Here is a 22,104-nt window from a genome sequence, read left to right on the forward strand (position 1 = left end):
CCGCCATAGTCACGATACGACGACAGTCAATATATGAATCGATACGGCATTCGTCCGCTGGGCCTCCTCTATGCCCTTCTTCTCGTTGCGGCGCTCCGTCCGTCCGTATATGCCCAGGGCCGGCTGGAGTCGCCGGCCGAATTCCTCGGGTATGAACTGGGCGATCGCTTCACCCCGCATCACCGTATGGTGGCGTATTTCGAGCATGTGGCGGCGCATTCGCCGCGGGTGACGGTGGAATCCTACGGGGAGACCTACGAGGGCCGGCCACTCATCGCCGCCTTCGTGACCGCCCCGGAACGGCTGCCGGATCTGGAATCGGTCCGCATGAACCACCTCCGGCGGACCGGGGAGTACGGACCCAACGAAGGGCCCCCGGAAGGTACCCCGGCAAGTACTGAGCCGGCCATCGTCTGGCTCGGGTACAACGTGCATGGCAACGAGGCCGTGAGCATGGAAGCCGCCATGCAGACGCTTTACGAACTCGCCGACCCGTCGAATGCCCGGACGGGCGCCTGGCTCCGGGAGGCCGTCGTCGTCATCGATCCCTGCCTCAACCCGGACGGGCGCGACCGGTACGCGACCTGGTACAACCAGCGGGTCGGCCGTTTCCCCAACGCCGCGCCGGAAGCCTGGGAGCATGAGGAGCCGTGGCCGGGCGGGCGCACGAACCACTATTATTTCGATCTGAACCGTGACTGGTCGTGGACGACGCAGCAGGAGGTCCTGGCGCGGGTCGCGAATTACAACCGATGGATGCCGCACGTCCACGTCGATTTTCACGAGCAGGGGGTCGATCAGCCGTACTATTTCGCGCCGGCGGCCGAGCCCTACCACGAGGTGATCACGCCCTGGCAGCGGGCCTTTCAGGATACGATCGGCCGAAACAATGCCCGGTATTTCGACGAAAACGGCTGGCTCTATTTCACGGGGCAGGTCTACGACCTGCTCTATCCGGGGTATGGCGACTCGTGGCCGACGTACAACGGCTCGATCGGCATGACCTACGAGCAGGGCGGGAGCGGGCGCGCCGGCCTCGCCATCGTCACGGCCGAGGGCGACACGCTGACGCTGCGTGACCGCATCGACCACCACTATACGACGGGCATGGCTACGATCGAGGCGACCGTCGAAAACCGCGAGCAGGTGCTCGCCGAGTTCGGGGCGTTCTTCGATCGCGCCGTCGCGGCGCCGGCGGGACCGTATCGCACGTACGTGCTCAAGAACATGGAGCGCGCCGACACCCGCCACGCCATCGAGGCGCATCTCGAGCGCCAGGGCATCCGGTTCGGCTATGCGGATCGAAGCCGGAGCGCGTCCGGCTACCGGTACAGCGACGGGGCGACGGGCCGTTTCGCCATCGAGCCCGGCGACATGATCCTGACCGCGTTTCAGCCCAGATCGTCGTTGCTGAAGGTCCTGTTCGAGCCGAGGACGGCGTTGTCGGACACGCTCACCTACGACATGACCGCCTGGGCGCTGCCTTATGTCTACGGGGTGGAGGCCTATGCCACGACGGACCGGATCGAACCCGCCGCGTCCTCGCCGGCGACGACTGCTCCACCGGCGGTCCGGATCGACCGCCCCTACGCCTATCTCCTTCCCTGGCAGGGTTTTGACGATGCCCGCTTCCTGGCGGACATCACGCGCCGGGGTGTCAGGATGCGGTATGCCGAGAAGTCGTTTTCAATGGACGGACAGACCTTTGCTCCCGGGACGCTGATCCTGACGCGCGCGGGCAACCGGCACCTCGGCGACCGGTTCGATGCGATCGTCCGCACGGCATCCCGCGCGTTTGAGCGGACGATTGTCCCGGTGGCGTCGGGTCTGGCGACCGACGGGGCGGATTTAGGCTCCGCCGATGTCATCTTTGCCGAACCGCCCCGCGTCGCGGTGCTCATGGGCGAACCGACGCGTTCCAATGCCGCCGGCGAAGTATGGCACTATTTCGATCAGCAGCTCGGTTATCCCGTCACGCTGCTCGATGCCGGCGATTTCAACGGCGGCGAACTCAGCGGCTACAACGTGCTCGTGATGCCCTCGGGGTCGTATGGATCGGCGTTGCCGGCGGCCACGATGGAGCGGGTGCGGGAATGGGTCGAGCGCGGCGGCCGGCTCATCGCGATGGAGGGCGCCGTGCGTTTCCTCGCCGGCCAGGAAGGCTTCCGCATCCGCCGCGTCGCGACGGACGAGGCGCCGGCCGACTCCGCCGCGCTCGACGCGCGCCGGTACGGAAACCGGGAACGGGACGCCCTCAGCGACGAGATCCAGGGCGCCATCTTTCGGGTTTCGCTGGATACCAGCCATCCGCTTGCGTTCGGTTACAGCGATACCTATTTCACCCTCAAGTTCGGCGACGCGCTGTACGAGCGGCTGACCGATACCTCCGACTGGAACGTGGGGGTCCTGGCGAGCCCCGAGCCCGTGAGCGGTTTCGTCGGCGCCGACGTGCAGAAGCGCATCGGCCGGCACCTCGCCATCGGCACCCAATCGATCGGGCGCGGCGATGTCGTTTATATCGCGGATAATCCGCTGTTCCGGGGCTTCTGGTACAACGGCCGGCTGCTCGTCGCCAACGCCGTATTCTTTCGGTAAGGGGGGGGGTGAGGTTCCAGGATCGAGGTTCAAGGTTCAAGGGATTGCGTTTTCCTTGAACCTTGAACCTCGATCCTGGAACCCTTCTCTAGAACCAGCTCGCGGCGAGCCCGATCTGGGCGAAACCGGGGTCCTGGGGGCCGGTGACGCTGATGCCGGCGACGCGGGTCTGGCCGCCTTCGGCGCGGATGCCGATGACGTTAAGGAAAGGCGTGAGGGCAAAGCGTTTGCCGGCGCCGAGACGGATGTCGTAGCCCAGTCCCAGCTGCAGGCTGATGCCGCCGTTGTCGATCTTGACGGCATCGCCTTCCAGGCTGAGCCCGCCGACGCCGAGTCCACCCTTGAGGAAAAAATCGGTGCCGGACGTCGGGTAGAAGCGCACGATGGCGGTCAGGGTGCTGATCGAAGCCTTGTGTGGATTGTCTTCGATGGACCGCGTCCAGTGATTAAATTCGCCACCGATGAGCAGCCTGTCGTTCACGGCGCCCCCCATCGCGATCGCGAGGCTGCCCCCGCTGCCGCCGCGCCAGGGATCTTCGTCCGGCAGCAGGTCGCAGGCGCGGCAGGTCAGTTCGCTTCCCCCCGGCCCGAGCCCTACGCTGACCCAGAAGCCGGACCGTTTCGGGCCGGCCTTGATGGGGGCGGGGATGGGCGGAGGCAGCGGCGAGGGCTGCAATTCGCTCCGGACTTCGCTGAAGAGGTCGACAAATCCCGGCTTGTACTGACTGCCTTCGAGTTCGACCGACGGGTCGCGCTCCAGCAGGTTTCGCAGCGAGTCGCGGGCCTGGTCGATCTGCAGGTTGGAATAATAGATCATGCCCAGCAGCAGATACGCCTGGCGCTCCTCATCCACTGTGAACGCCTTGCGTTCCAGGCATACGGAGAGGCGCTGGCTGGAGCGGTCGAACAAGCCGGATTCGAATTCGGTGCGCGCCATGTCGAGGGCGCGGGCGCAAATGGATGCCTCCTGCGCCTGGGCGGGCCGCGTAAGGCCGGCCGCACCGAGCAGGAGGACGATGCCGCAGAGGCGGAGCAGGCGCGGAAGGGCGATGAGGCGAGGCAGGGCGGTCATCATGCGTTTCATAGGAGAAGGTGGTACATGCCGGGGCGGCCGGCGTCGTCGTTGGGTTCACGGGTGACTACATGGACATGCGCAAGCCGGCGGCGAAACTACCCCGTCATCACTCCACTTTTTTCAGCTGCGCCACGACGCGGGTGCGTTCGCCGATGGCGGTGCGGTCGAAATTGATCCGGTCCGGCCCCAGCTTCTGATAACAGCCGTCGGCGTCGTCGGGCAGGAGATCGATCTGGCGGTAGCCTTCGCTGCGCACCACGATGCGGCGCACGCCGCCCTGCAGCCGCACCGTCTGGGGCGTGACGGAGGACGCTTTTCCGTCGATAAAGATTTCGGCGTTCGGGATCGGGTCGTTCGTGTCCACATCCTCGGCCGCCACCGTGACGAGGATGGGCGTCAGGAAATCCACGGCGAGCGGCAGCGGCACGCCGGCTTCGATGGCGATCTCGCAGCGCCACTCCCCGTAGGTGTCGTTGACCACCCGCGCGGCGTACAGGCCGGCGTCGACGGGCACGTCCTCCAGCACCACCCCCGAACGCGTCGCCGCTTCGTTGAGATAGAGATCGCCGATCGGGCTGACGGCGAGTTGGAGGAAGGACGGAGCGGGAAGGGCCGGCGGGTCGTCGACGGCGGCGGTCGTATCGTCGGGCGCCTCCTCGGTCGAGGTCGAGGCGGACGCGACGGGGGGCGGGTCGATCGAGACGACGGGCTCGTCGCGGGGGTCGGGCGGAGGCGGGGATGACGTCGAGGGCGACCCCGTCGTCTCCGCCGGGGTCTCCGGCGGCGGCTGTTGCGCGAGGGTATCGGCTGGAAGGAGCGCCGGGGCGGCGACAGCCAGGGTTTCTTCGCCTACCGGCTCCCGAGGGTCCGGATCGACGGACGCCGGGCTTCGGGCGAACAGGTAGCCGATGCCGACGACGCACGCCAGCGCGAGGACGCCCGACACCCATGCCAGCGGACGGCGTTTTTTGACCGACGCGGTCGGCGGGATGGCTGGCTGGCGCTGCTGCTGCTCGAACGTCTGCATCGCGCGCAGCATGTCTTCCGCCGTGGCATACCGGTCGGCCGGCGTTTTGGCGAGCGCGCGTTCGACGATGGCGGAGAGCCCGCCCGGCACGTCGGGCGCGCGCCGGTGCAGGGGTTCGACGGGGCCTTCGACGATCTGCCGCCGAAGCGAGTATTCGTCGACCTGGCGGTCGTAGGGGAGTTCGCCCGCGAGCATTTCGTAGAGCATCACGCCCAGCGCATACAGATCCGCCCGGCCATCGATGTCCTGTGCGCCGCGGACCTGCTCGGGCGCCATGTACAGAAGGGTGCCGATGGCGCCGTGGGTGAGGGTCTGCGCGGTGGCTCCGAGCTGTTTGGCGATGCCGAAGTCGAGCACCTTCACGAGGGGCCGTCCCTCGTCGTCCCGGGCGAGCATCACGTTCGCCGGCTTCAGATCCCGGTGCACGATGCCGAGCCGGTGCGCCTTGCTGAGCGCGGTGAGCAGCTGGCGGGTGAGGAACAGCGTCTCCCTGGCGTTGAGCCGGCCCCGGCGACGCAGATAGTCCGCCAGCGTGGGGCCCTGCACGTACTCCATGACGATGAAGGTGTCCGGGCCTTCGTCCTGCAGCGCATGGATGCGCACGACGTGGGGATCCTCGAGCCGCGCCAGTGTGCGGGCTTCCTGCTCGAAGCGCTGGCGGATCTTCGGATCGCGCGCCAGCATCGGGTTCATGGTCTTGAGCGCGACCACCTTGTCGAGCCGGACATCGCGTGCCTCGTAGACGACGCCCATGCCGCCCCGGGCGATGACGCGGACGACGGCGTAGGGGCCGATGCGCCGGCCTTCGAGGGGGTCGGTCGGTTCGGACGCCGGGGCGATAGCCGGCGCGTCCAGGAAGTCGTCTTCGCGATCCTGCCCCCGCAGCATCTCCAGCACGCGTTCGCGCAACGGGGCGTCGTCCGGGCATGCCGAGGCGAGATAGGATTCCCATCGGGAAGCATCCAGCTCGTTGGCGGCCCGGAACAGTTCTCGGATGCGTGTCCAGCGTTCGTCCATGCTGACGGAGTGTGCGACATGCGGCCAGATCGACAGATCGGGCCTTTTTGAATCTACGGCAGGTTCTCGATACCGATCCAGGGAAGTTTCGTTTCGGTTCTGCGCATTGGGTTATGAGCGAAGGAATCGGGTGTCCATCCGATCCTATCCGAACTTCGGACAATCAGACCTATACCGCTATGAAATCGACTTCTTACACCTTTCGTACCGTCCTCCTGGCCGCCCTGTTACTGTTCGTCGCGGCCTGCGACACCGTGGAATCCGAGCCGGAGCCTGTCGCGCCGGAGGCCCTTCCCGAGGCGGCTTTTTCGATGGACCTCAGCCTGTTCAACGGCGGGCCGAACAAAACGAGCGCCCAGGGCACGAACTTTCTCGCCGCCGCGATCCGGGTGCTGGTCGTGAACACCGGCATATACGGCGTGCTCTACGTGCCGGCGCAGGTCACCCACGCCGCCCAACTCGTCGATCCTGTCTGGAACGGCGAAGCCTTCGTCTGGGCCGCCGATACGCTCGTGAACGGTCAGTCGGACGGGTTCGAACTGACCGCCCGCCCCGACGGCAACGCGATCACCTGGGAGATGCGCGTGTCCGGCTACGACGAACATAACAACCTGCGCTTCGACGACTTCCTGTTGTACGAGGCGCGCACGGGCCTGTCCTCGAACGAAGGCACGCTCGCAATCATCTATCCGACCCAGGAAGGCCCGATTCGCGTACTCGACGCCTCCTATACCATCGTCGATGAGGCCGACGACAACACGGTCCGCTTCTCGATCCCGGTCGAGGTGCCCGAAGTCGGCGGCATGAAAGCGACCTATCGCCAGGAAGGCGCCTGGTTCACGCTGGATGTGACCGAGCCCGACCCCGCGAAGCGCCACATCATGCGCTGGAACAGCGAGACGAACGAGGGCTCGATCCAGGCCTATGATTTCAACAACGGCGAAGAAGCCTGCTGGGACGCTTCGCTGCAGAACGTGGCGTGCCCGGTGGGGGTTTGACCACGTTACGCGTGGGGACATGAGTTCGCTGCGCGAACGGTCATAGCCATGCTTCGCATGGGGACATGAGTTCGCTGCGCGAACGGTCATAGCCATGCTTCGCATGGGGTCATGAGTACGCTGCGCGAACGGTCGTAGCCATGCTTCGCATGGGGACATGAGTTCGCTGCGCGAAGGGTCATAGCCATGCTTCGCATGGGGACATGAGTTCGCTGCGCGAACGGTCGTAGCCATGCTTCGCATGGGGACATGAGTACGCTGCGCGAACGGTCATAGCCATGCTTCGCATGGGGTCATTGGTCACGGGTCATCGGTTCTGGGGAGCTGGTGGCCTTGACCTTTTTGGGGCGGGGATACGTGGAAACCTGCGAACGCATTCCATGTAGGTTGCATCCTGCATCCTGCATCCTGCGTCTTGCATCCTGCATCCCGCATCCTGCATCCCGTATTCCGCATCCCGTATCCCGCATCAAATCCCTACCCACACATGGAAATCCGCATTGAAAGCCTGCTCGACGGCGCGCGGCGCGCTGAGGGGGTCGTTGTCGTCATCGATGTGTTTCGCGCGTTCACCACGGCGTCGGTCGCTTTTTCGCGCGGCGTGGAGAAGATCGTGATGGTGGCGGAGCCGCCGGAGGCGCTGGAACTGCGGTCGCGCGGGGTCGGGACCCTCTGCGTGGGCGAAGTGGATGGCAAGATGCCCGCCGGCTTCGATTTCGGCAACTCGCCCCATGAGCTGTCAGACGCCGACATCGCCGGCAAGACGCTGATCCAGTCGACCCGCGCCGGCACGGTCGGGGTGACCTCCGTGACGAAGGCCGAGGCGATCTTCACCGCCGCCCTCATCAACGCGCGCGCCACGGCCGACGCCCTCCTCGCGATGAATCCGCCGCTGGTGACCCTCGTGGCCATGGGCTATCAGGGGCGCTATCGGACCGACGAGGACGAACAGTGCGCCCTCTACCTGCGCGCGCTGCTCGAAGGCCGCCAGCCCGAGCGCGACGCGGTGCGCTCCCTGCTCCTGACCGGCAACGAAACCGACAAATTCCGGGATCCCTCCAAGCCCTATCTCCACTGGGAAGATGTCGATCACGCGCTGCGCATCGACGAGGTGCCCGTTGCGATTCGGGTGCGCGACGAGGCGGGGCTGCTGGTGGCGCGACGGGTCTGAATCGGGAGGACGCTCAGATCTCCTTGAATCGCCCCTCCTTCTCCGAGTACGCGTACAGGCGCGAGACGCGTTCGGCGTACGAATCCATGTAGGTGATACGGAACTGGAGCATCCGGAGCGAGGCGGCGGCGTCCCGGATGTCGATGCGTCCGGTCTCCCCGTTTTTCAACTGGTCCCGGGGGGAGATGGTGGCCTTGAAAGGGCCGATGGGGGTGACCTCCAGCGCTTTCGCGGTGCCGCCGTCGTTGATGAAGAGGCAGGTGGTTTCATGGTCTGCGCGGCCGGCGCGCAGCATGCGGATCTGCGGCGCGCGCATGGCGACGTCGCGTTTGATCCGGTCCAGTTCGTGTTCGTTGCGGACGAACTGATCGTAGAGTTCTGCTGCGCGTTCCTCGGCCTGTTTTCGATTGGATTTTTGCGCCTTCCGCATCATGGGCAGCAGGATCTCGAGCCCGAAATAAAGCGCAAAGAGGCCGGCGGCGATCACGCCGATGAGCGCGACCAGGTTGTTGCCTGCGGCGAAGTCCATGTCGGGTTTCGGTGCTGATCGTCAGAATCAGCCGGCAAGATAGGCAATCGGGTCGAACCCGTGCGGCGGTACGTCAGGGCGTGTAGACGTAGTGCGGGTAGGTCTGGGCGAGGACGGAGTCGACCATGACGCGGTGGAACTGCTCGGGCTTCTCGAACTCGGGCATGTGGGCGGCGTCCTCGAACCAGATGAGGTGTTTGCCTGCCGGCGCGTCGAGTTGATCGAAATATTTCCTGACGAGTTCCGACGGCGTGTTGTAGTCGTGGCGGCCGGCGATAAAATAGACGGGCACGTTGACGCGCGGCACGTCCTCGAAGAGGTTGATCTGGCCCAGGTCGTCCCACAGCGTGCGCACGGCGAAGTTGGGATCGGAGCTGATTTCAAGGATTTCGAGCAGGGTGTACTCCGGGCTCAGCAGCATCCGGCCCATGAAATCCGACAGGAAACTGCCGGGCGCCTCGCGTTCCTTGTAGATCGTTCCGCCGAACCGGCGCAGCCACTTGCGCTGCTTGTTCATGGTCCGGTAGTCCCAGGGCGGCGGGCCCATCTCCTCGAGCTCCCGGATGGCCTCCCGGTTGCTGGTGTTGCGCGCCTCGCGCAGCGTGAATTCGTACGACAGCGCCTCGGAGCGGGCCGTATTCACCAGCTGGCCGGTTCCGACGAACGCGTAGAAGGATTCGGGGTAGCGCTCGGCCACGAGCATCCCGAGCGCCGAGCCCCACGAGTTGCCGGCGAGGTAGATCTTGGGCACGTTGAAGCGCCGCTTCAGGACCTCGACGAGTTCATGGGTGTCTGCGATGAATCGCTCGATATCCATCGACTCGGCGGAGAGGCCGGGCCGGTAAGATTTTCCGGAGCCGCGCTGATCCCAGTAGACCACGACAAAATCTTCCTCCAGCGGAAGACCGAAATCGCGCGCCCGCGGGATGACGAACGAACCGGGGCCTCCGTGAAGATAGAGGAGGACGGGATTGGTTTGCTTCTGACCGCGGATCAGGACCCACTGTTCTTCTTCGCCGAGCGGCACATTGCCCAGGAGGTCGATGCCTCCGGGCGTCGAGATTTTGGTGAGCTGGGTAACCCGGTTTTGCTCGTACATGCGGTAGAGCAGTCCCGTGGATACGAGCGCAACCAGCGCCAGGAGCGACAGGAGAAAAAACTTCAGAACCGATGTTATCGGATGTTCTTCCATGGCCTGCGCGCGTACTAAGCTTGGGCTGTTGGGGGAATCAAGGTGCTAACCATGGCCTTCGTTCACTACGAGGACGGTCATGCCCAGAAAAATGGGCCTCGATAATTTATCTAAACGGCAATTGGATGCGAGCGATGGCGCGACGGACGTGGATCGATCAAGCGCAACGGACGCGACGAAATGCGCGGTTTCATGCGGACGCTATCAACGTCCTCTTGATCACGCGGCGTATAAAATGTTCCTGATTACTTAAAAATGCACGGGTACGCCGGCTCAACAGAACAAATATAATGCCCTTCTGGATTCGCCGCCGAGATAGCGGGAATCGTTCGCGAACCTTCCGCGTACGATCCAGGGCATTCGCTTTCCATCCGATCAAACAGACCACCATGAAACGTTCGCTTTCCGTGTTCGCTCTCCTCGCCGCCGTGGCGCTCGGAGCCCCCGCCCTCTTCGCGCAGGCGCCGGCGCATTTCGCCGAAGCGTTTCTTCCCAAGTTCGGGTATTCATCGCAACGGCTCGTATCGCTCGCGGAGGCCATCCCCGCGGACAAGTTTTCCTGGAGCCCGGGCGAGGGGGTGATGTCGGTCGAGCAGGTGTTCACGCACATCGCGCACTACAACTACATGTATCCGGTCGAGAACATGGGCGCCGAGGCGCCGGCCGGGCTCGACCTGAACGCCATCGAATCCATCACCGGCAAGGAGGCCGTCGTCGACATGCTCAAGGCGTCGATCGCCTTCACGACCCGTCTGGCGGAAACCATCACCGCGGAGGAACTCGCCATGACGACGACCCTCTACGGCCAGACCACCCAGAAGTGGGATGTGCTCTTCCAGCTCCAGTCGCACCTCGGCGAACACATGGGTCAATTGATCGCCTACGCGCGCATGAACGACATCGTGCCGCCCTGGTCGCGGTAACGAGGTATTCAAGGCTAAGAAACGGTTGGGATTTTCAAAAATCCTTCTCGGTACGTCATCCTGAACCGCCCTCCGCTTGCGGTGGGCGTGATGAATGCCCGTCCGCGCGAACGCGGGGAGACCTCTCGAACCACCGTGAGACGCTCATGCGAGCCATGCGCGAGTGATTCGGGAGGTCCCCCCGCGTTCGCGGGGGCAGGCTTTCGACAACCCCGTCGCAAGCGCCGGGGGCTCAGGAAGACAACTCTTTTTTATTTCTCAACAGTTTCTAAACGCGCCATCGTCCAGATAAGCCTTCATTGGACCTGAAACCGGCAACCTGAAGCGGCAAAGTCCAGCATTCTGCGGAATGCTGGGCTTTGCCTCTACCCATCCACCTCGTGGCCGGCGTTTCGCAGCGTCGCGATGGCTGCGTCGAGGCGATCGGACCGGACGAGCAGGTAATCGGTGTCGAAGGTGGAGACCACAAAAACCGGCAGGCCGGCGTCGGCGAGCGGCACGGTGAGGCCGGCGACCACGCCGGTGAGCTCGAAATCCATCGGGCCGGCGACCTTGAACATGCGCCAGCCGAGCTCGGCTTTCCAGCCGGCTTGCGCCCTACGGGCCTCCAGCACGATGGATAGCTCGTCCGTCGTGCGGGTTACGCTGCAAAAGGGGGCGTCGAGCACGCCGGCCGGCAACGGGGCATCCGGGGGGAGCCGGCATACGGCCATGGGTTCAGGCAGAAGGGTCAGGTGCATGCGTCGGGTGCGTGTTCAGGGCTGCGGCGGGCGTTCGGCTTCGCGGATGGCTTTGAATTCGGTGCCGTCGTTCCAGGTAGGCCAGTGGTCGGTGTTGGCCACCCGGTACCCGACCGTCAGCAGCAGCCTCAGGTCCTGGACGGCGCCGGAAAAGTCCCAGTTCGGGTCGAATTCGTCGGCCGGCTTGTGGTACCGGTTCGCCGTATAGTCTTCGCGCATCTGGATCCCGTAGGCTTCCCCTCGCGCCACATCGTCGATGCCCGGGTCGGTGTACAGGGCCGGCACCCCCTTTTTGGCGAAGCTGAAGTGGTCGGACCGGTAGAAGAACCCCTTCTGCGGCTCCGGATCGGGGCGCACCACGCGGCCCTGCGCCTCGGCGGCCTCCGTGAGATACCGGTCCAGCTCCGAGTTGCCGTAGCCGACCACGGTGAGGTCTCGGGTCGGACCGGTGAGGTTCACCCCGTCGATATTGATCGCGGCGGCGGTCTGGGCGGTGGGGATGATGGGATACTCGGCGTAATAGCGGCCGCCGAGCAGGCCCTGTTCCTCGGCCGTGACCGCGAGAAACGCGACCGACCGTTCCGGCCGTTGCGGAAGCGCGGCGAAGCCCCGGGCGATTTCGAGCAGGCCGGCCGTGCCGGAGGCGTTGTCGACGGCGCCGTTATAGATCTGGTCCCCTTCGAGGCTCGGATCGATCCCGAAATGATCCCAGTGGGCCATGTAGATGACGTATTCGTCGGGACGCGTACGCCCGGGCAGGGTGGCGATGACGTTGCGCGACTCGGAGCGGCGGATGGTGTTGGCGATGTCCATCGACGCGGTGAGGCGGAGCGAGACCGGCGAAAATGCGCGGGTCCGCGCGCGCGCCTTCTCGGCGTCGAAGTCGAGGCCGGCGCGCTGGAACAGGGCGCGCGCCGTGTCGATATGCAGCCACCCCTCGGCCGTGACGCGCGACATGTTGTTGTCTTCCGGCACGAGGTCGAACTGCGGTCCCGACCAGCTGCCGCTGACGACCTCCCAGGGATACGAGGCCGGCTCGGTCTCGTGCACGATGAACGCCGCCGCGGCGCCCTGGCGGGCGGCCTCCTCGAATTTGTAGGTCCACCGCCCGTAATACGTCATGGCGTTGCCGTTGAACAGCGACGGGTCGCCCGAGCCGAAGCCGGGGTCGTTGATCAGCATCACCACGGTCTTGCCGCGGACGTCGAGGCCGGCATAGTCGTTCCAGTCGTATTCCGGCGCCACGACGCCGAAGCCGACAAACACCATCTCCGAGGCGTCGAGGTGGACGGATTCCACGATGCGCGTCGTCCAGGCCATGAAGTCGTCGCCGTAGGCGTACGTCGAGCGCCCCGACTCGTCGGCTACGCTGAGCTGCATGTCGGGGTTGGCCGTGATGGCGACCAGCGGCACCTGCTGGAAATAGGAATCGCCGTTGCCCGGCTCCAGGCCGATCGTGCGGAACTGCGCTTCGAGGTAGGCGACCGTTTTTTCCTCTCCGGGCGAGGAAGGCGCACGCCCCTCGAAGGCGTCGGAGGCGAGGGTGGCGATGCCGTCGGACAGCCCGTCGGCGGTGATGGCATCGAGGGCGGCTTGCGGGACGTCGTCGCCAGGAGCGGCGCAGCCGGCGGACAGGACGAGGGCGGCGGAAAGCAGGATATAGCGAAGCATGTGCAGGGGTGTCATTCAGGGAACAGGGGTCGGGCATTAATCCCGATCGTATCGTAACTTAGCGTTTTCAACCGTCGTTTTCACCAACCCTACCCTCCCATGAAATCGTGGATCGCTATCGCGACATGCGCCCTCCTCATCGCCGGCTGCCAGCCGGATACTACCCCGGATACCGCCGGCGCCGAGCCCATGGCGATGTCGCACGCTGACACGCCGGTCGGCGAATGGATCAGCATCTTCGACGGCGAAACCCTCAACGGCTGGACGGCCAGCGAAGAGCCGGGCACGTTCCGGGTCGAGAACGGCGAGCTGATCGTGAAGGGACCGCGCTCGCACCTGTATTACACCGGCCCCGTCGGCGGACACACGTTCAAGAACTTCGAATGGAAAGCCGAGGTGATGACGAAGCCGGGCGCCAACTCGGGCATGTACATCCACACCGAATTTCAGGAGGACGGATGGCCGGCCAAAGGGTATGAGGTGCAGGTGAACAATTCCCACACCGACTGGCGCAGAACGGGCGGCCTGTACGCGATCGATGATGTGCGCGAGGCGCCGGCGAACGACAACGAGTGGTTCACCGAACACATCATCGTAAACGGCAAGCGCATCATCACGAAAGTGAACGACAAGACGCTGGTCGATTACACCGAGCCGGAAAACGCCGAACGCCCGGACGACATGCGGGGCCGCCGGCTTTCGAGCGGAACGGTGGCCATCCAGGGGCACGATCCGGAGAGCGAAGTGCACTACCGGAATATCATGATCAAGATTCTGCCCGATTGAGCATTCGGACTGAGAGGTAAGGAGGAGCGGGTTCGTCAGGGTGGTTTCGCCCGGACGCGCCCGTCCTTACCCTCCTGTCCGCATCTACACTGAAACCGGAAGCGACGTATGGCGACTGCGGTTCAATCGTTCATCAAGTCCGTCGCTTTCTTTTTGCTCGCCGGCTTTCTGGGGCTTTTTGCCGGGCTGGCGGTGGGTGTGCTGTTCGGCATGCCGGACGGCAGCGGGCTCACCGGCCCTCCCCTGGCGTTCGGTTACGGCTTCATCGGCCTCGCCAGCGGGATCATCCTGGGCATCGTGGCCATGAATCACCTCTCCCGGGAAGCCCTGCAGCGCATCACCATGGTGATGGGCATCGTCACGCTCGTGGTGCTCATCTGGCTCACCCACCACGTCCGCACCACCCGTCGCCACTACGCGACGCCGCCCGGCATCCCCGTGAGCGCGCCGGCCGATCGGGTGGCCCCGGCTGCCGGCCGGCTGCCCGTCTGAGCGACGATCAGGCGTCGGGCGCCGTCGTGCGCGCGCCCAGCTCGCGGTCGAGCAGGAACAGGTTGGCGCCGTCGTTGCCGACCAGCTGCAGCGTGTCGATGATCGATCGGGCATTGTCCTCTTCTTCCACCTGCTCGTCGATGAACCAGTGGAGGAGGGACTGGAGCGGGTAATCCTTGTGCTCGCGGGCGACCTCGTACAGTTCGTGGATGCGGCCGGTGATGTACCGCTCGTGTTCGAGCACCTGTTCGAAGGCTTCCGTCGGCGTCTTGAACTTGACCTTGGGTTTGGGGATCGCCTCCAGCGCGATGCCGCCATCGCGTTGCAGCGTGAAATCGAACAGCTTCATCGCGTGCGCGGTCTCTTCCTGCCACTGGAGGCGCAGCCAGTGCGCAAATCCCTTGAGGTTCAGCGCCTCGAACTGGGCCGCCATCTGGAGGTACAGGTACGCCGACTCGAATTCGGCCTGAATCTGGTCGTTGAGGGCTTTCTCGACGGCAGGGGCCATGCGGGAACGATGGGAGGGTGTTTTGGCCATGGGAGGTATCTCTGTATGGAAGCAAGATCGAAGGAGAAAGGCGGAACGTTCGATTCTGAAACCGATTAACATCCCGGCTCTTGTAGCCGTCCAGCCGGCGAGACGTTCCGTCGCGCGCCCGGCAACGACCGAACACCTCACCGCACCAACCGGTACCTTATGCCATCGCCACACATCCTCTGGGCCGACGACGAGATCGATCTGCTTCGCCCGCACATCCTGTTTCTCGAATCCAAGGGGTACCGGGTGACGAGTGTGACCAATGGCGCCGACGCCGTCGAACAGGTTCGGCGCGACCGGTGCGATGTCGTGCTGCTGGACGAGCAGATGCCCGGGATGGGCGGCCTCGAGGCGCTCTCCGAAATCAAGCGCATCGTGCCCGACATGCCGGTGGTGATCGTGACCAAGAGCGAGGAGGAGGACCTGATGGAGCAGGCCCTCGGCGACCAGATCAGCGACTATCTGACGAAGCCCGTCAACCCCAGCCAGATCCTGCTGACGATCAAACGGCTGCTGGAGCGCTCGCGCCTTCGCCATGAGAAGATGTCGCAGCAGTACCTCCAGTCTTTCGGGCAGATCAGCGCCATGCTGGCCGACGCCCGATCGCACCAGGAGTGGGTCGATCTCTATCTGCGGCTGATGGCGTACGACCTCTCGCTCGGCAGCGACGAAGGCGTCCGGCAGGTGCTCGTGGATCAATACCAGGAAGCCAACCGCGAATTCGGGCGGTTCGTGGAGGAGTCGTACCGCGGATGGGTTTCGCAGCTGGGCAGCGCCCCGAACGACGCGCGCCCGATGCTGTCGCACGAGGTCGTGCCCCGGACCGTGCTGCCGGAAGTGGGCAAGGGCCGGCCGGTCGTCTTTTTTGTGATCGACTGCATGCGTTATGACCAGTGGCTCGAATTCGAGCACCTCCTCGCTCCGTTGTTCTCGATCGAGAAGTCGTTTTATTATTCCATCCTGCCCACCGCGACGCCCTATGCCCGCAACGCCATCTTCAGCGGGTTGATGCCAAACGATCTGGAGCGTCGGTACCCGGCCCTGTGGTCGGAGGGCGAGGAAGACGAGCACAGCCGCAACCGCAACGAGGAGGCCTTTCTGGGCGATTTGATCGAACGGAAGAAGCCCGGGTTGCGCATGCGCTACGAGAAGCTGGTGAGCACCCAGCACGGCCGGGACTTCGCGCAGAACATCGTCGAATACACCCAGAGCGACCTGAGCGCGATCGTGGTGAACTTCGTCGACATTCTCGCGCACAGCCGTTCGGACTCGGCGGTGCTGAAGGAGATCGCGCCCGACGTGCCGGCGTATCGCTCGCTCACGCGCACCTGGTTTCAGCACTCGTGGCTCTTTCAGGCCTTTCAGACCCTCGCCGAACGGGAATGCACGATCGTCGTCACGAGCGACCACGGCGCGGTCCGCAGCCTCCGGCCCACCAAGGTCCTCGGCGACCGCGAGACCTCCACCGCGCTGCGCTACAAATACGGCCGCAACCTCAAGTGCGACAGCAAACACGCGATCTTCGTAAAGAACCCCCAGGAGTTCGGCCTGCCTGGGCGGGGCATCAACACGAACTATATCATCGCCAAGGAAGACTACTATTTCGTCTATCCGACGAACTACCACCACTACGTCAATTTCTACCGCGACACCATGCAACACGGCGGCGCGTCGATGGAGGAGATGATCCTGCCCATCGTGAAACTGCAGCCGAAATAACCCCGGGACGCGCCGGCCCGATGCCGTGACCGCGCGAACCCGGAACCGCGAACGTCTTACGCCACATGCCCTCCAAAACCACGATAGGACCCGCCGAAGCCTCCTTCGATGCCCTGGACGCCATCGAGACGATCAGTCGGATGCTGCTCGCCTCCCATTTCGATCCGGAGGCGCTGCTGAAGGCGATCACGGACGTCACCGTGCGCAAGATGAAGGTGAAGGGATGCGTCCTCCGTATGCTCAACGCCGATACGGGCGAACTGAGCATCCGCTCGGTGACGGGGCTGAGCGAACGGTTTTTGTTTTCGGCGCCGGTGATCGACATCAAGAACCGATTCCAGTCGCTGATCCAGCAAGAGGGCGTGTATTCGCTGTACGACGTGCGGGCCGGGAGCGACCTGCAGTTTTCCGAGGCGGCGCTCGAGGAAGGCATCTCGTCCCTGCTCGCGGTCGGGTTGTTCGAGGGGAAAAAGGTCGTCGGGAGTCTGTCGATCTATACCGATCGCCCGGTTCGGTTTACCCGGACGCACACGCAGACGCTGCGCGTCCTGGCGCGGTACGCCGTCATGGCGCTCGAACTGGCGCGCCTGCATCGGAGCGAGCTCCAGCTCAAGCTCCAGTCGCGCGACCTGGCCATCGCGGCAAGCATCCAGCAGCGGATGCTGCCCTCGGTGATACCGGATGCGGACGACATCCAGCTCGCCGTCCGGATGAGTTCGTGGTATGAAGTGGGCGGCGACTTTTACGATGTGTCGAAGATCGACCGGGACACGATCGGGCTCGCGATCGGCGAAGTGGCCGGCAAGGGGATGCCGGCGGCCCTCCTGATGTCGGGCGCGTTGATGGCCTACCGCTCCCAGATGGGCAACAGCCGCCAGCTCCCCGAAATCGTCGGCGCTGTCAACGACCTGCTGACCCGCGACACCCGCACCGAGGAGTACGCCTCCCTTATTTGCTGCCGGCTGGATCTCGACGAGTTCATCCTCTGTTATGTGAACGCGGGCCATATGGCTCCGCTCCTGTTCCGGAAAGGCCGCGTGACGACCCTCACGACCGGCGGCATGACGCTCGGCATCTGCGCCGGCCTCACCTACGAACAGGGGGTGCTCCAGCTCGAAAAGGACGATGTGGTCGTCTTCCGTACGGACGGCTGCACCCGGGCGACCCGCGCCGACGGCCAGGTGTTCGGCGAACGGCGTTTCCGCCGCGCGATCCGCAGCCAGCTCGACGCGAGTGCGGCGCGCATCGCGGACTCCGTCCAGGCCGCGCTGCGCAGCTTCGTCGGAGACGCCGGCCTGCGCGACGACCAGACGGTGATTGTTCTGCGGGTCGAGTGATTCCCATTCGGCGCGCCACCCACCCAAACTCCCAATTCCACCATGGCGACGTTCCTGTTTCTTGCAGGAGGGTTGCTCCTCCTCTACTTCGGCGCTGAATTCCTCGTTCGAGGCGGCGCGGCGCTGGCGCTCAAACTCGGTATCGCTCCGCTCATCGTCGGGCTGACCGTCGTGGCATTCGGGACCAGCGCGCCCGAAATGGTGGTGAGCGTGAGCGCGGCGGTACACGACGCCGGCGGGATCGCGCTCGGCAACATCATCGGCTCCAACATCTGCAACATCGCCCTGATCCTCGGGCTGGCCGCGGTCATTCGGCCGATGAAGGTGCAGGTTCAGCTCGTCCGCCTCGATGTGCCCATCATGATCGGCGCGTCCCTCGCGCTGGTGGTCATGCTGGCCGATGGCCAGCTCGGGCGGATCGACGGAACGCTCCTCGCGGCCGCGATGGCGACCTACCTCTGGTTCTTGATCTCGGCCGCTCGCCGCGACCGGGAAGCGCTGGCGGCCAGCATGGAGGACACCGTCCATGCGACGCGGGTGCCGACGTTGAATGCCGTGCTGATGGTAGGCGCCGGCCTCGCGCTGCTGGTCGTAGGCGGTAATCTGTTCGTGCAGGGCGCCGTGGCGTTGGCGGAACGCCTCGGCATGAGTCAACGCGTCATCGGGCTGACCATCATCGCCGTTGGGACCAGCCTGCCTGAACTGGCCACCTCGCTGGTGGCGTCGTGGAAAGGCGAGGGCGACCTCTCGATCGGCAATGTGGTGGGGTCGAACATCTTTAATGTCCTGGCCATCCTCGGGGTGAGCGCAACCGTGCACCCCCTCGCCGGCGCGGGGTTCACGACGCTCGATTACGGGGCGATGCTACTCGCCGCCGCCGCGCTGCTGCCGCTGGCGTGGACCGGCTTTCGGATCAGCCGCTGGGAGGGGGGCCTGCTGCTGGCCGGGTACGCCGTCTATGTGGCGGTCCTGATCCAGCCGTAACGCGCTCGCGTCTCCTCCCTGCGATCAGCGCGGCTGGGCCCGTGCGTTCTTGACCAGTTGAACGGTCCATGCCACGGCGTCTTCCGTCGAGTCGAAAAGCGCGATTTTCAGGTATCTGATGGCGATCTTGCGCTCCAGCTCACCGATCCTGTAGGGATCTCCTTTGGGATGAACGACGGCGAGGCTGGCCAGCACATGTGTATACTCCGACAGGATGCGGTAAGCGGACAGGTCGCGGCTGTGATCGTGTGTTCGAACCGAGATGTATCCGAAAGGCTCGCGGTAGTGGGGCTGGGCCCAGGTCAGGGTCGCACGCAGTTCCGCTTCGCCGAAATGCACCCCGAAATGGGCTTCGCCAATCAGGTAGAGGTCGTAAAGGGTAACATGGCCAAAATCAAACGCATGCTCGATACGCATAGTGAATGTGAGGAAGGACCACGGGCACCGCGGGCTGCCGAGAAGAGGGCTCTGAGGCCTGTGAGCCGTAACTGGACAGGTCGCGGTATCCACGAACGTCGCATCGATCAGTAAGCCAATCGACCGAGTACGCCTCAACGTAACGCCGTTTTACCGAATTTCAAACGGCTCTTCGCGCGCGTTCCACCTGCTCCTCCGTCCAGGCCACGGCGGAGGCGAGGTCGGCGAAAATCTCCACCGGCACCGACCGATTCCCTACGCGCTGTTCGATTCGCGCCATCGCGCGCGCATGCGGCCTGTCTATGACGAGGGCGATACAGGCCAGGTTCGGCGCTTTTTCCTTGATGAGGCGATACAGACCGTAGTCGCGCGAATAGTCGTTTATCCGATTGGAGATGTAGCCGAACGGCTGCTGGTACCGCGCGGCGATCAGCTCGATGCCGGCTTCGCTGTTCGCCGGGTCCAGATGAACGCCATAGGCCACTTTGGCTATGACGTACCGCTCGTGGAATTCGAGGCCGGCCACGTCCATTTCATGGGTGATCGTCATCCTGGGGCCCGGTTGAGTGAAAGGAAAAACCGCCGGCGCGACCCGTCGTGCTTCGGGTCGCGCGCGGCGGCTTATGGAGGTTGATGCCGAATGGGCTACGGAGAGGCGATCAGATAAAGATGATATGGGTGTTCTTGCCTTCGGCGAGGGCGTACATTTCGCCGACGGTGATGATGTCGTCCAGCTGATCGATGAAGTCTTCCCGTTTCAGCTTGAACATGTCGACGGCGAGCCGGCACGCATGGAGCTTGCCGCCGCTTTCGGAGATGATTTCCAGGAATTCGGAGACGGGCGGGATATCCAGCTTTTCCATCTCCTTTTTCATCATCGTCGAGACCAGCGCCTCGAAGCCGGGCAGGCCGGCGAGGAGGGTCGGCATCTGCCGCATCAGGGCCGGGTTGCCCACGGTGGCGGTGTGCAGATGATCCTGGGCGTCTTTTTTGATCGCCTCCAGGCCGAAGAACGTGAAGAACATCTCCGCTTCAATCCCTTCCATCAGGGCGCCGTTGGCCATGATGAGGGCGGCGTACACATCTTCCAGGGTGCCTTTCGAGCAGATGATGAGCACCTTCTGGATCGGATTCTTTTCCGCTTTCGGGGTGGTCATCGATTTGGCGAGTTCAGAGGTGGCTTCCATGGCGGTAGCGCGGTTTGCGTGAACGTAGGGGGGAGCGGGATCGGCGTGTGGGGAGGCAGGAGTACGGGGTTTTCGACGCCCATACTCCCCTCCCACATCGTCCGTCACACACAGCTGACCGGTTTCGGGATGCCGGCGATGCGGCTGGCTTTCTTCAGCGGTCCGCCGGGGAAAAGGTCGTAGAACTCCTTGATCGTCACGAGGCCGGATTTGCCGACGCGGCGGATGGTGAGTTTTTCTCCCGAGGCGTTCTGTTCGCGGAGGTAGTTGAGGACGTCGAAATGCCGGTCGGTCAGGACGATGCCTTCTTCGCGTGCGATTTCGTTCGCCAGTTCGGGCGTCCACTGGGAGGGATCGGCGAGGTAGCCTTCGTTGTCGAGGTCGACGGACACGCCGGCGAGTACGGTGCTTGTCATGGTCGTGGTCGGTTTAGGTCAGGCGATGGCTTCTTCTTCGAGTTCCTTGCCGGCGAGCGACATATGCGCCGGGACGGGGAGCTCCTTGCCGGTCAGCAGCATGTGCCAGTAGACCCAGCGGAAGAAGAGTTTGCCCATGTGATTGAGACGCGATTCCTTCAGGAGGCTCATCGGGCCCAGGTGCGGCAGGGGGAATTTGCCCGGCAGCGGCTCGGTGCTGTAGTTGAAATCGATCAGCGTGGCCTTGCCGAAACCCGTTTCGATGAAGCAGTTGGCATGGCCGTCGAAAGACGGTTCGAGCGCTTCGCCGTTGATGTAGTGCATCACGTTTTCGATCAGCGTTTCGCTCATGAAATGCACCACGGAGCCGGCTTTGGACGTCGGCACGTTGGTCGCGTCGCCGATGATGAACATATTCTCGAAGGTCTTGGACTGGAGCGTATGTTTATCGGTCGGGATGAAATTCAGGTCGTCGTCGTCGCCCATGTCGCTGGCATCCACGAAGTCGGCGCCCATGTTGACGGGGATGGAGACGAGCAGGTCGAACGGCACTTCCTTGCCGTCGTACGAAACGAGCTTTTTCTCGTCCTCATCGACGTGTTCGAGGTAGAAGTCCGGGATGACGTTGATGCCTTTTTTCTCAAGCAGGCCGCTGAGGACTTCCGTAGCTTTCGGTTTCGTGAAGGCGCCGGCGAGCGGGGTGACGTAGAAGATATCCACCTTGTCCCGCATCCCCTTTTCCGTGAAGTAGGCGTCGGACAGGAACGCAAACTCGAGGGGCGCCACGGGGCACTTGATGATCGTTTCGGCCAGGTTGATGACCAGCCGGCCGCCTTCCCAGTGTTCGAGCTTCCGGGCGAGGCGCGAGGCGCCGTCGTGCGTGTAGAAGTCGAAAATATCCGTGTACCAGAGTTTCCCCTTGAGCCCCGGCGTTTCTTCCGGGCGCGGGGTGGTGCCCGTCGCGACGATCAGGACGTCGTAGGAAAGGGTGTCGCCATTGGTGAGTCGGACGAGGTTTTCGTCGCCCTTGACCTCCTCGACCTCGCCCCAGACGACGTTCATGCCCTCGGGGAAAAAGTCGGTCTTGGCGCGCATCACTTCGTCGGGCTTGTAGATGCCGAACGGGATGAAGAGGAAGCCCGGCTGGTAGTAGTGAACGTGTTCTTTATCGACAATGGTGAGTTCCCATGCCGTGAGGTCGAGCCGGTGGTGCAGCTTATTGAGCATCATCGTGCCGGCGGTCCCTGCGCCGAGGATAAGCAGCTTTTTCATGCCCGTTACCGATTGAGT

The 22,104-nt window shown here is 64.0% G+C and carries 21 protein-coding genes; 9 read left to right on the top strand and 12 right to left on the bottom strand.

The annotated features are described in order from the left end of the window. The first annotated feature begins 33 nt into the window (after window positions 1-33). Complete coding sequence (locus R2834_13145) at window positions 34-2,595, top strand: M14 family metallopeptidase (GenBank protein ID MEZ4701276.1); 2,562 nt, start codon at window positions 34-36, stop codon at window positions 2,593-2,595. Window positions 2,596-2,683: 88 nt separating this feature from the next. On the opposite strand, the gene R2834_13150 is transcribed toward R2834_13145, so the two are convergent. Together R2834_13150 and R2834_13155 are read right to left on the bottom strand one after the other, a co-directional pair. Further along, window positions 2,684-3,679 carry a tetratricopeptide repeat protein gene (locus R2834_13150; protein ID MEZ4701277.1) on the bottom strand — a complete coding sequence of 332 codons (996 nt, stop codon included), beginning with the start codon at window positions 3,677-3,679 and terminating at the stop codon, window positions 2,684-2,686. 97 nt (window positions 3,680-3,776) lie between these two features. Then, window positions 3,777-5,714 (bottom strand): serine/threonine-protein kinase, encoded by a 1,938-nt coding sequence (locus tag R2834_13155; GenBank protein ID MEZ4701278.1) that lies wholly within the window; start codon window positions 5,712-5,714, stop codon window positions 3,777-3,779. A 179-nt stretch (window positions 5,715-5,893) separates the two neighbouring features. Here R2834_13155 and R2834_13160 point away from each other — a divergent pair, with 179 nt between their 5' ends. Beyond that, entirely contained in the window at window positions 5,894-6,712 is an 819-nt protein-coding gene (locus R2834_13160) for a hypothetical protein (GenBank protein ID MEZ4701279.1), read from the top strand. A 487-nt stretch (window positions 6,713-7,199) separates the two neighbouring features. Beyond that, a complete protein-coding gene (locus R2834_13165) occupies window positions 7,200-7,883 on the top strand; it encodes a 2-phosphosulfolactate phosphatase (protein MEZ4701280.1) in 684 nt (227 codons plus the stop codon). A 13-nt stretch (window positions 7,884-7,896) separates the two neighbouring features. Here R2834_13165 and R2834_13170 read toward each other — a convergent pair whose 3' ends face one another. Further along, the gene (locus R2834_13170; protein MEZ4701281.1) at window positions 7,897-8,412 is read right to left on the bottom strand and encodes a hypothetical protein; all 516 of its coding nucleotides are present in this window, start codon (window positions 8,410-8,412) and stop codon (window positions 7,897-7,899) included. 73 nt (window positions 8,413-8,485) lie between these two features. Next, on the bottom strand, window positions 8,486-9,604 hold the full coding sequence (locus R2834_13175; protein MEZ4701282.1) for an alpha/beta hydrolase: 1,119 nt from the start codon (window positions 9,602-9,604) through the stop codon (window positions 8,486-8,488). Between the two features lie 389 nt (window positions 9,605-9,993). Between R2834_13175 and R2834_13180 the strand changes: the two genes are divergently transcribed. Next, on the top strand, window positions 9,994-10,527 hold the full coding sequence (locus tag R2834_13180; GenBank protein ID MEZ4701283.1) for a DinB family protein: 534 nt from the start codon (window positions 9,994-9,996) through the stop codon (window positions 10,525-10,527). Window positions 10,528-10,892: 365 nt separating this feature from the next. Here R2834_13180 and R2834_13185 read toward each other — a convergent pair whose 3' ends face one another. Together R2834_13185 and R2834_13190 are read right to left on the bottom strand one after the other, a co-directional pair. Beyond that, a complete protein-coding gene (locus tag R2834_13185; protein MEZ4701284.1) occupies window positions 10,893-11,267 on the bottom strand; it encodes an ACT domain-containing protein in 375 nt (124 codons plus the stop codon). Window positions 11,268-11,282: 15 nt separating this feature from the next. After that, window positions 11,283-12,938, bottom strand: a complete 1,656-nt coding sequence (locus tag R2834_13190; GenBank protein MEZ4701285.1) for a M28 family metallopeptidase — start codon at window positions 12,936-12,938, stop codon at window positions 11,283-11,285. 99 nt (window positions 12,939-13,037) lie between these two features. Between R2834_13190 and R2834_13195 the strand changes: the two genes are divergently transcribed. Then, window positions 13,038-13,724, top strand: a complete 687-nt coding sequence (locus R2834_13195; protein MEZ4701286.1) for a DUF1080 domain-containing protein — start codon at window positions 13,038-13,040, stop codon at window positions 13,722-13,724. A 108-nt stretch (window positions 13,725-13,832) separates the two neighbouring features. Continuing rightward, window positions 13,833-14,216: a hypothetical protein gene (locus tag R2834_13200; GenBank protein ID MEZ4701287.1), complete on the top strand. Its 384-nt coding sequence runs from the start codon at window positions 13,833-13,835 to the stop codon at window positions 14,214-14,216. Between the two features lie 7 nt (window positions 14,217-14,223). Here the strand turns inward: R2834_13200 and R2834_13205 are convergent, their stop codons facing one another. Beyond that, window positions 14,224-14,754 carry a ferritin gene (locus tag R2834_13205; GenBank protein MEZ4701288.1) on the bottom strand — a complete coding sequence of 177 codons (531 nt, stop codon included), beginning with the start codon at window positions 14,752-14,754 and terminating at the stop codon, window positions 14,224-14,226. 159 nt (window positions 14,755-14,913) lie between these two features. Between R2834_13205 and R2834_13210 the strand changes: the two genes are divergently transcribed. The 3 genes from R2834_13210 to R2834_13220 all read left to right on the top strand — a co-directional run bounded on the left by R2834_13210 (window position 14,914) and on the right by R2834_13220 (window position 18,794). Further along, window positions 14,914-16,473: a response regulator gene (locus R2834_13210; GenBank protein ID MEZ4701289.1), complete on the top strand. Its 1,560-nt coding sequence runs from the start codon at window positions 14,914-14,916 to the stop codon at window positions 16,471-16,473. 65 nt (window positions 16,474-16,538) lie between these two features. Continuing rightward, complete coding sequence (locus R2834_13215; protein ID MEZ4701290.1) at window positions 16,539-17,810, top strand: SpoIIE family protein phosphatase; 1,272 nt, start codon at window positions 16,539-16,541, stop codon at window positions 17,808-17,810. A 42-nt stretch (window positions 17,811-17,852) separates the two neighbouring features. Further along, the gene (locus R2834_13220) at window positions 17,853-18,794 is read left to right on the top strand and encodes a calcium/sodium antiporter (protein ID MEZ4701291.1); all 942 of its coding nucleotides are present in this window, start codon (window positions 17,853-17,855) and stop codon (window positions 18,792-18,794) included. Between the two features lie 24 nt (window positions 18,795-18,818). Here the strand turns inward: R2834_13220 and R2834_13225 are convergent, their stop codons facing one another. The 5 genes from R2834_13225 to R2834_13245 form a co-directional block, all read right to left on the bottom strand. Continuing rightward, on the bottom strand, window positions 18,819-19,211 hold the full coding sequence (locus R2834_13225) for a hypothetical protein (GenBank protein ID MEZ4701292.1): 393 nt from the start codon (window positions 19,209-19,211) through the stop codon (window positions 18,819-18,821). A gap of 160 nt (window positions 19,212-19,371) precedes the next feature. Continuing rightward, complete coding sequence (locus R2834_13230) at window positions 19,372-19,761, bottom strand: hypothetical protein (protein ID MEZ4701293.1); 390 nt, start codon at window positions 19,759-19,761, stop codon at window positions 19,372-19,374. 109 nt (window positions 19,762-19,870) lie between these two features. Next, window positions 19,871-20,398 (bottom strand): DsrE/DsrF/DrsH-like family protein, encoded by a 528-nt coding sequence (locus R2834_13235; protein MEZ4701294.1) that lies wholly within the window; start codon window positions 20,396-20,398, stop codon window positions 19,871-19,873. 104 nt (window positions 20,399-20,502) lie between these two features. Next, on the bottom strand, window positions 20,503-20,814 hold the full coding sequence (locus R2834_13240; GenBank protein ID MEZ4701295.1) for a TusE/DsrC/DsvC family sulfur relay protein: 312 nt from the start codon (window positions 20,812-20,814) through the stop codon (window positions 20,503-20,505). Window positions 20,815-20,832: 18 nt separating this feature from the next. Beyond that, entirely contained in the window at window positions 20,833-22,086 is a 1,254-nt protein-coding gene (locus tag R2834_13245; protein ID MEZ4701296.1) for an FAD/NAD(P)-binding oxidoreductase, read from the bottom strand. Between the last annotated feature and the right edge of the window lie 18 nt (window positions 22,087-22,104).

The sequence above is a fragment of the Rhodothermales bacterium genome (assembly GCA_041391505.1).
Taxonomy (GTDB): domain Bacteria; phylum Bacteroidota; class Rhodothermia; order Rhodothermales; family JAHQVL01; genus JAWKNW01.

Bases quoted from the DNA above. Each gene is read 5' to 3' on its own strand.
- R2834_13145 (MEZ4701276.1), top strand. From the start codon at position 34: ATGAATCGATACGGCATTCGTCCGCTGGGCCTCCTCTATGCCCTTCTT.
- R2834_13150 (MEZ4701277.1), bottom strand. From the start codon at position 3,679: ATGAAACGCATGATGACCGCCCTGCCTCGCCTCATCGCCCTTCCGCGC.
- R2834_13155 (MEZ4701278.1), bottom strand. From the start codon at position 5,714: ATGGACGAACGCTGGACACGCATCCGAGAACTGTTCCGGGCCGCCAAC.
- R2834_13160 (MEZ4701279.1), top strand. From the start codon at position 5,894: ATGAAATCGACTTCTTACACCTTTCGTACCGTCCTCCTGGCCGCCCTG.
- R2834_13165 (MEZ4701280.1), top strand. From the start codon at position 7,200: ATGGAAATCCGCATTGAAAGCCTGCTCGACGGCGCGCGGCGCGCTGAG.
- R2834_13170 (MEZ4701281.1), bottom strand. From the start codon at position 8,412: ATGGACTTCGCCGCAGGCAACAACCTGGTCGCGCTCATCGGCGTGATC.
- R2834_13175 (MEZ4701282.1), bottom strand. From the start codon at position 9,604: ATGGAAGAACATCCGATAACATCGGTTCTGAAGTTTTTTCTCCTGTCG.
- R2834_13180 (MEZ4701283.1), top strand. From the start codon at position 9,994: ATGAAACGTTCGCTTTCCGTGTTCGCTCTCCTCGCCGCCGTGGCGCTC.
- R2834_13185 (MEZ4701284.1), bottom strand. From the start codon at position 11,267: ATGCACCTGACCCTTCTGCCTGAACCCATGGCCGTATGCCGGCTCCCC.
- R2834_13190 (MEZ4701285.1), bottom strand. From the start codon at position 12,938: ATGCTTCGCTATATCCTGCTTTCCGCCGCCCTCGTCCTGTCCGCCGGC.
- R2834_13195 (MEZ4701286.1), top strand. From the start codon at position 13,038: ATGAAATCGTGGATCGCTATCGCGACATGCGCCCTCCTCATCGCCGGC.
- R2834_13200 (MEZ4701287.1), top strand. From the start codon at position 13,833: ATGGCGACTGCGGTTCAATCGTTCATCAAGTCCGTCGCTTTCTTTTTG.
- R2834_13205 (MEZ4701288.1), bottom strand. From the start codon at position 14,754: ATGGCCAAAACACCCTCCCATCGTTCCCGCATGGCCCCTGCCGTCGAG.
- R2834_13210 (MEZ4701289.1), top strand. From the start codon at position 14,914: ATGCCATCGCCACACATCCTCTGGGCCGACGACGAGATCGATCTGCTT.
- R2834_13215 (MEZ4701290.1), top strand. From the start codon at position 16,539: ATGCCCTCCAAAACCACGATAGGACCCGCCGAAGCCTCCTTCGATGCC.
- R2834_13220 (MEZ4701291.1), top strand. From the start codon at position 17,853: ATGGCGACGTTCCTGTTTCTTGCAGGAGGGTTGCTCCTCCTCTACTTC.
- R2834_13225 (MEZ4701292.1), bottom strand. From the start codon at position 19,211: ATGCGTATCGAGCATGCGTTTGATTTTGGCCATGTTACCCTTTACGAC.
- R2834_13230 (MEZ4701293.1), bottom strand. From the start codon at position 19,761: ATGACGATCACCCATGAAATGGACGTGGCCGGCCTCGAATTCCACGAG.
- R2834_13235 (MEZ4701294.1), bottom strand. From the start codon at position 20,398: ATGGAAGCCACCTCTGAACTCGCCAAATCGATGACCACCCCGAAAGCG.
- R2834_13240 (MEZ4701295.1), bottom strand. From the start codon at position 20,814: ATGACAAGCACCGTACTCGCCGGCGTGTCCGTCGACCTCGACAACGAA.
- R2834_13245 (MEZ4701296.1), bottom strand. From the start codon at position 22,086: ATGAAAAAGCTGCTTATCCTCGGCGCAGGGACCGCCGGCACGATGATG.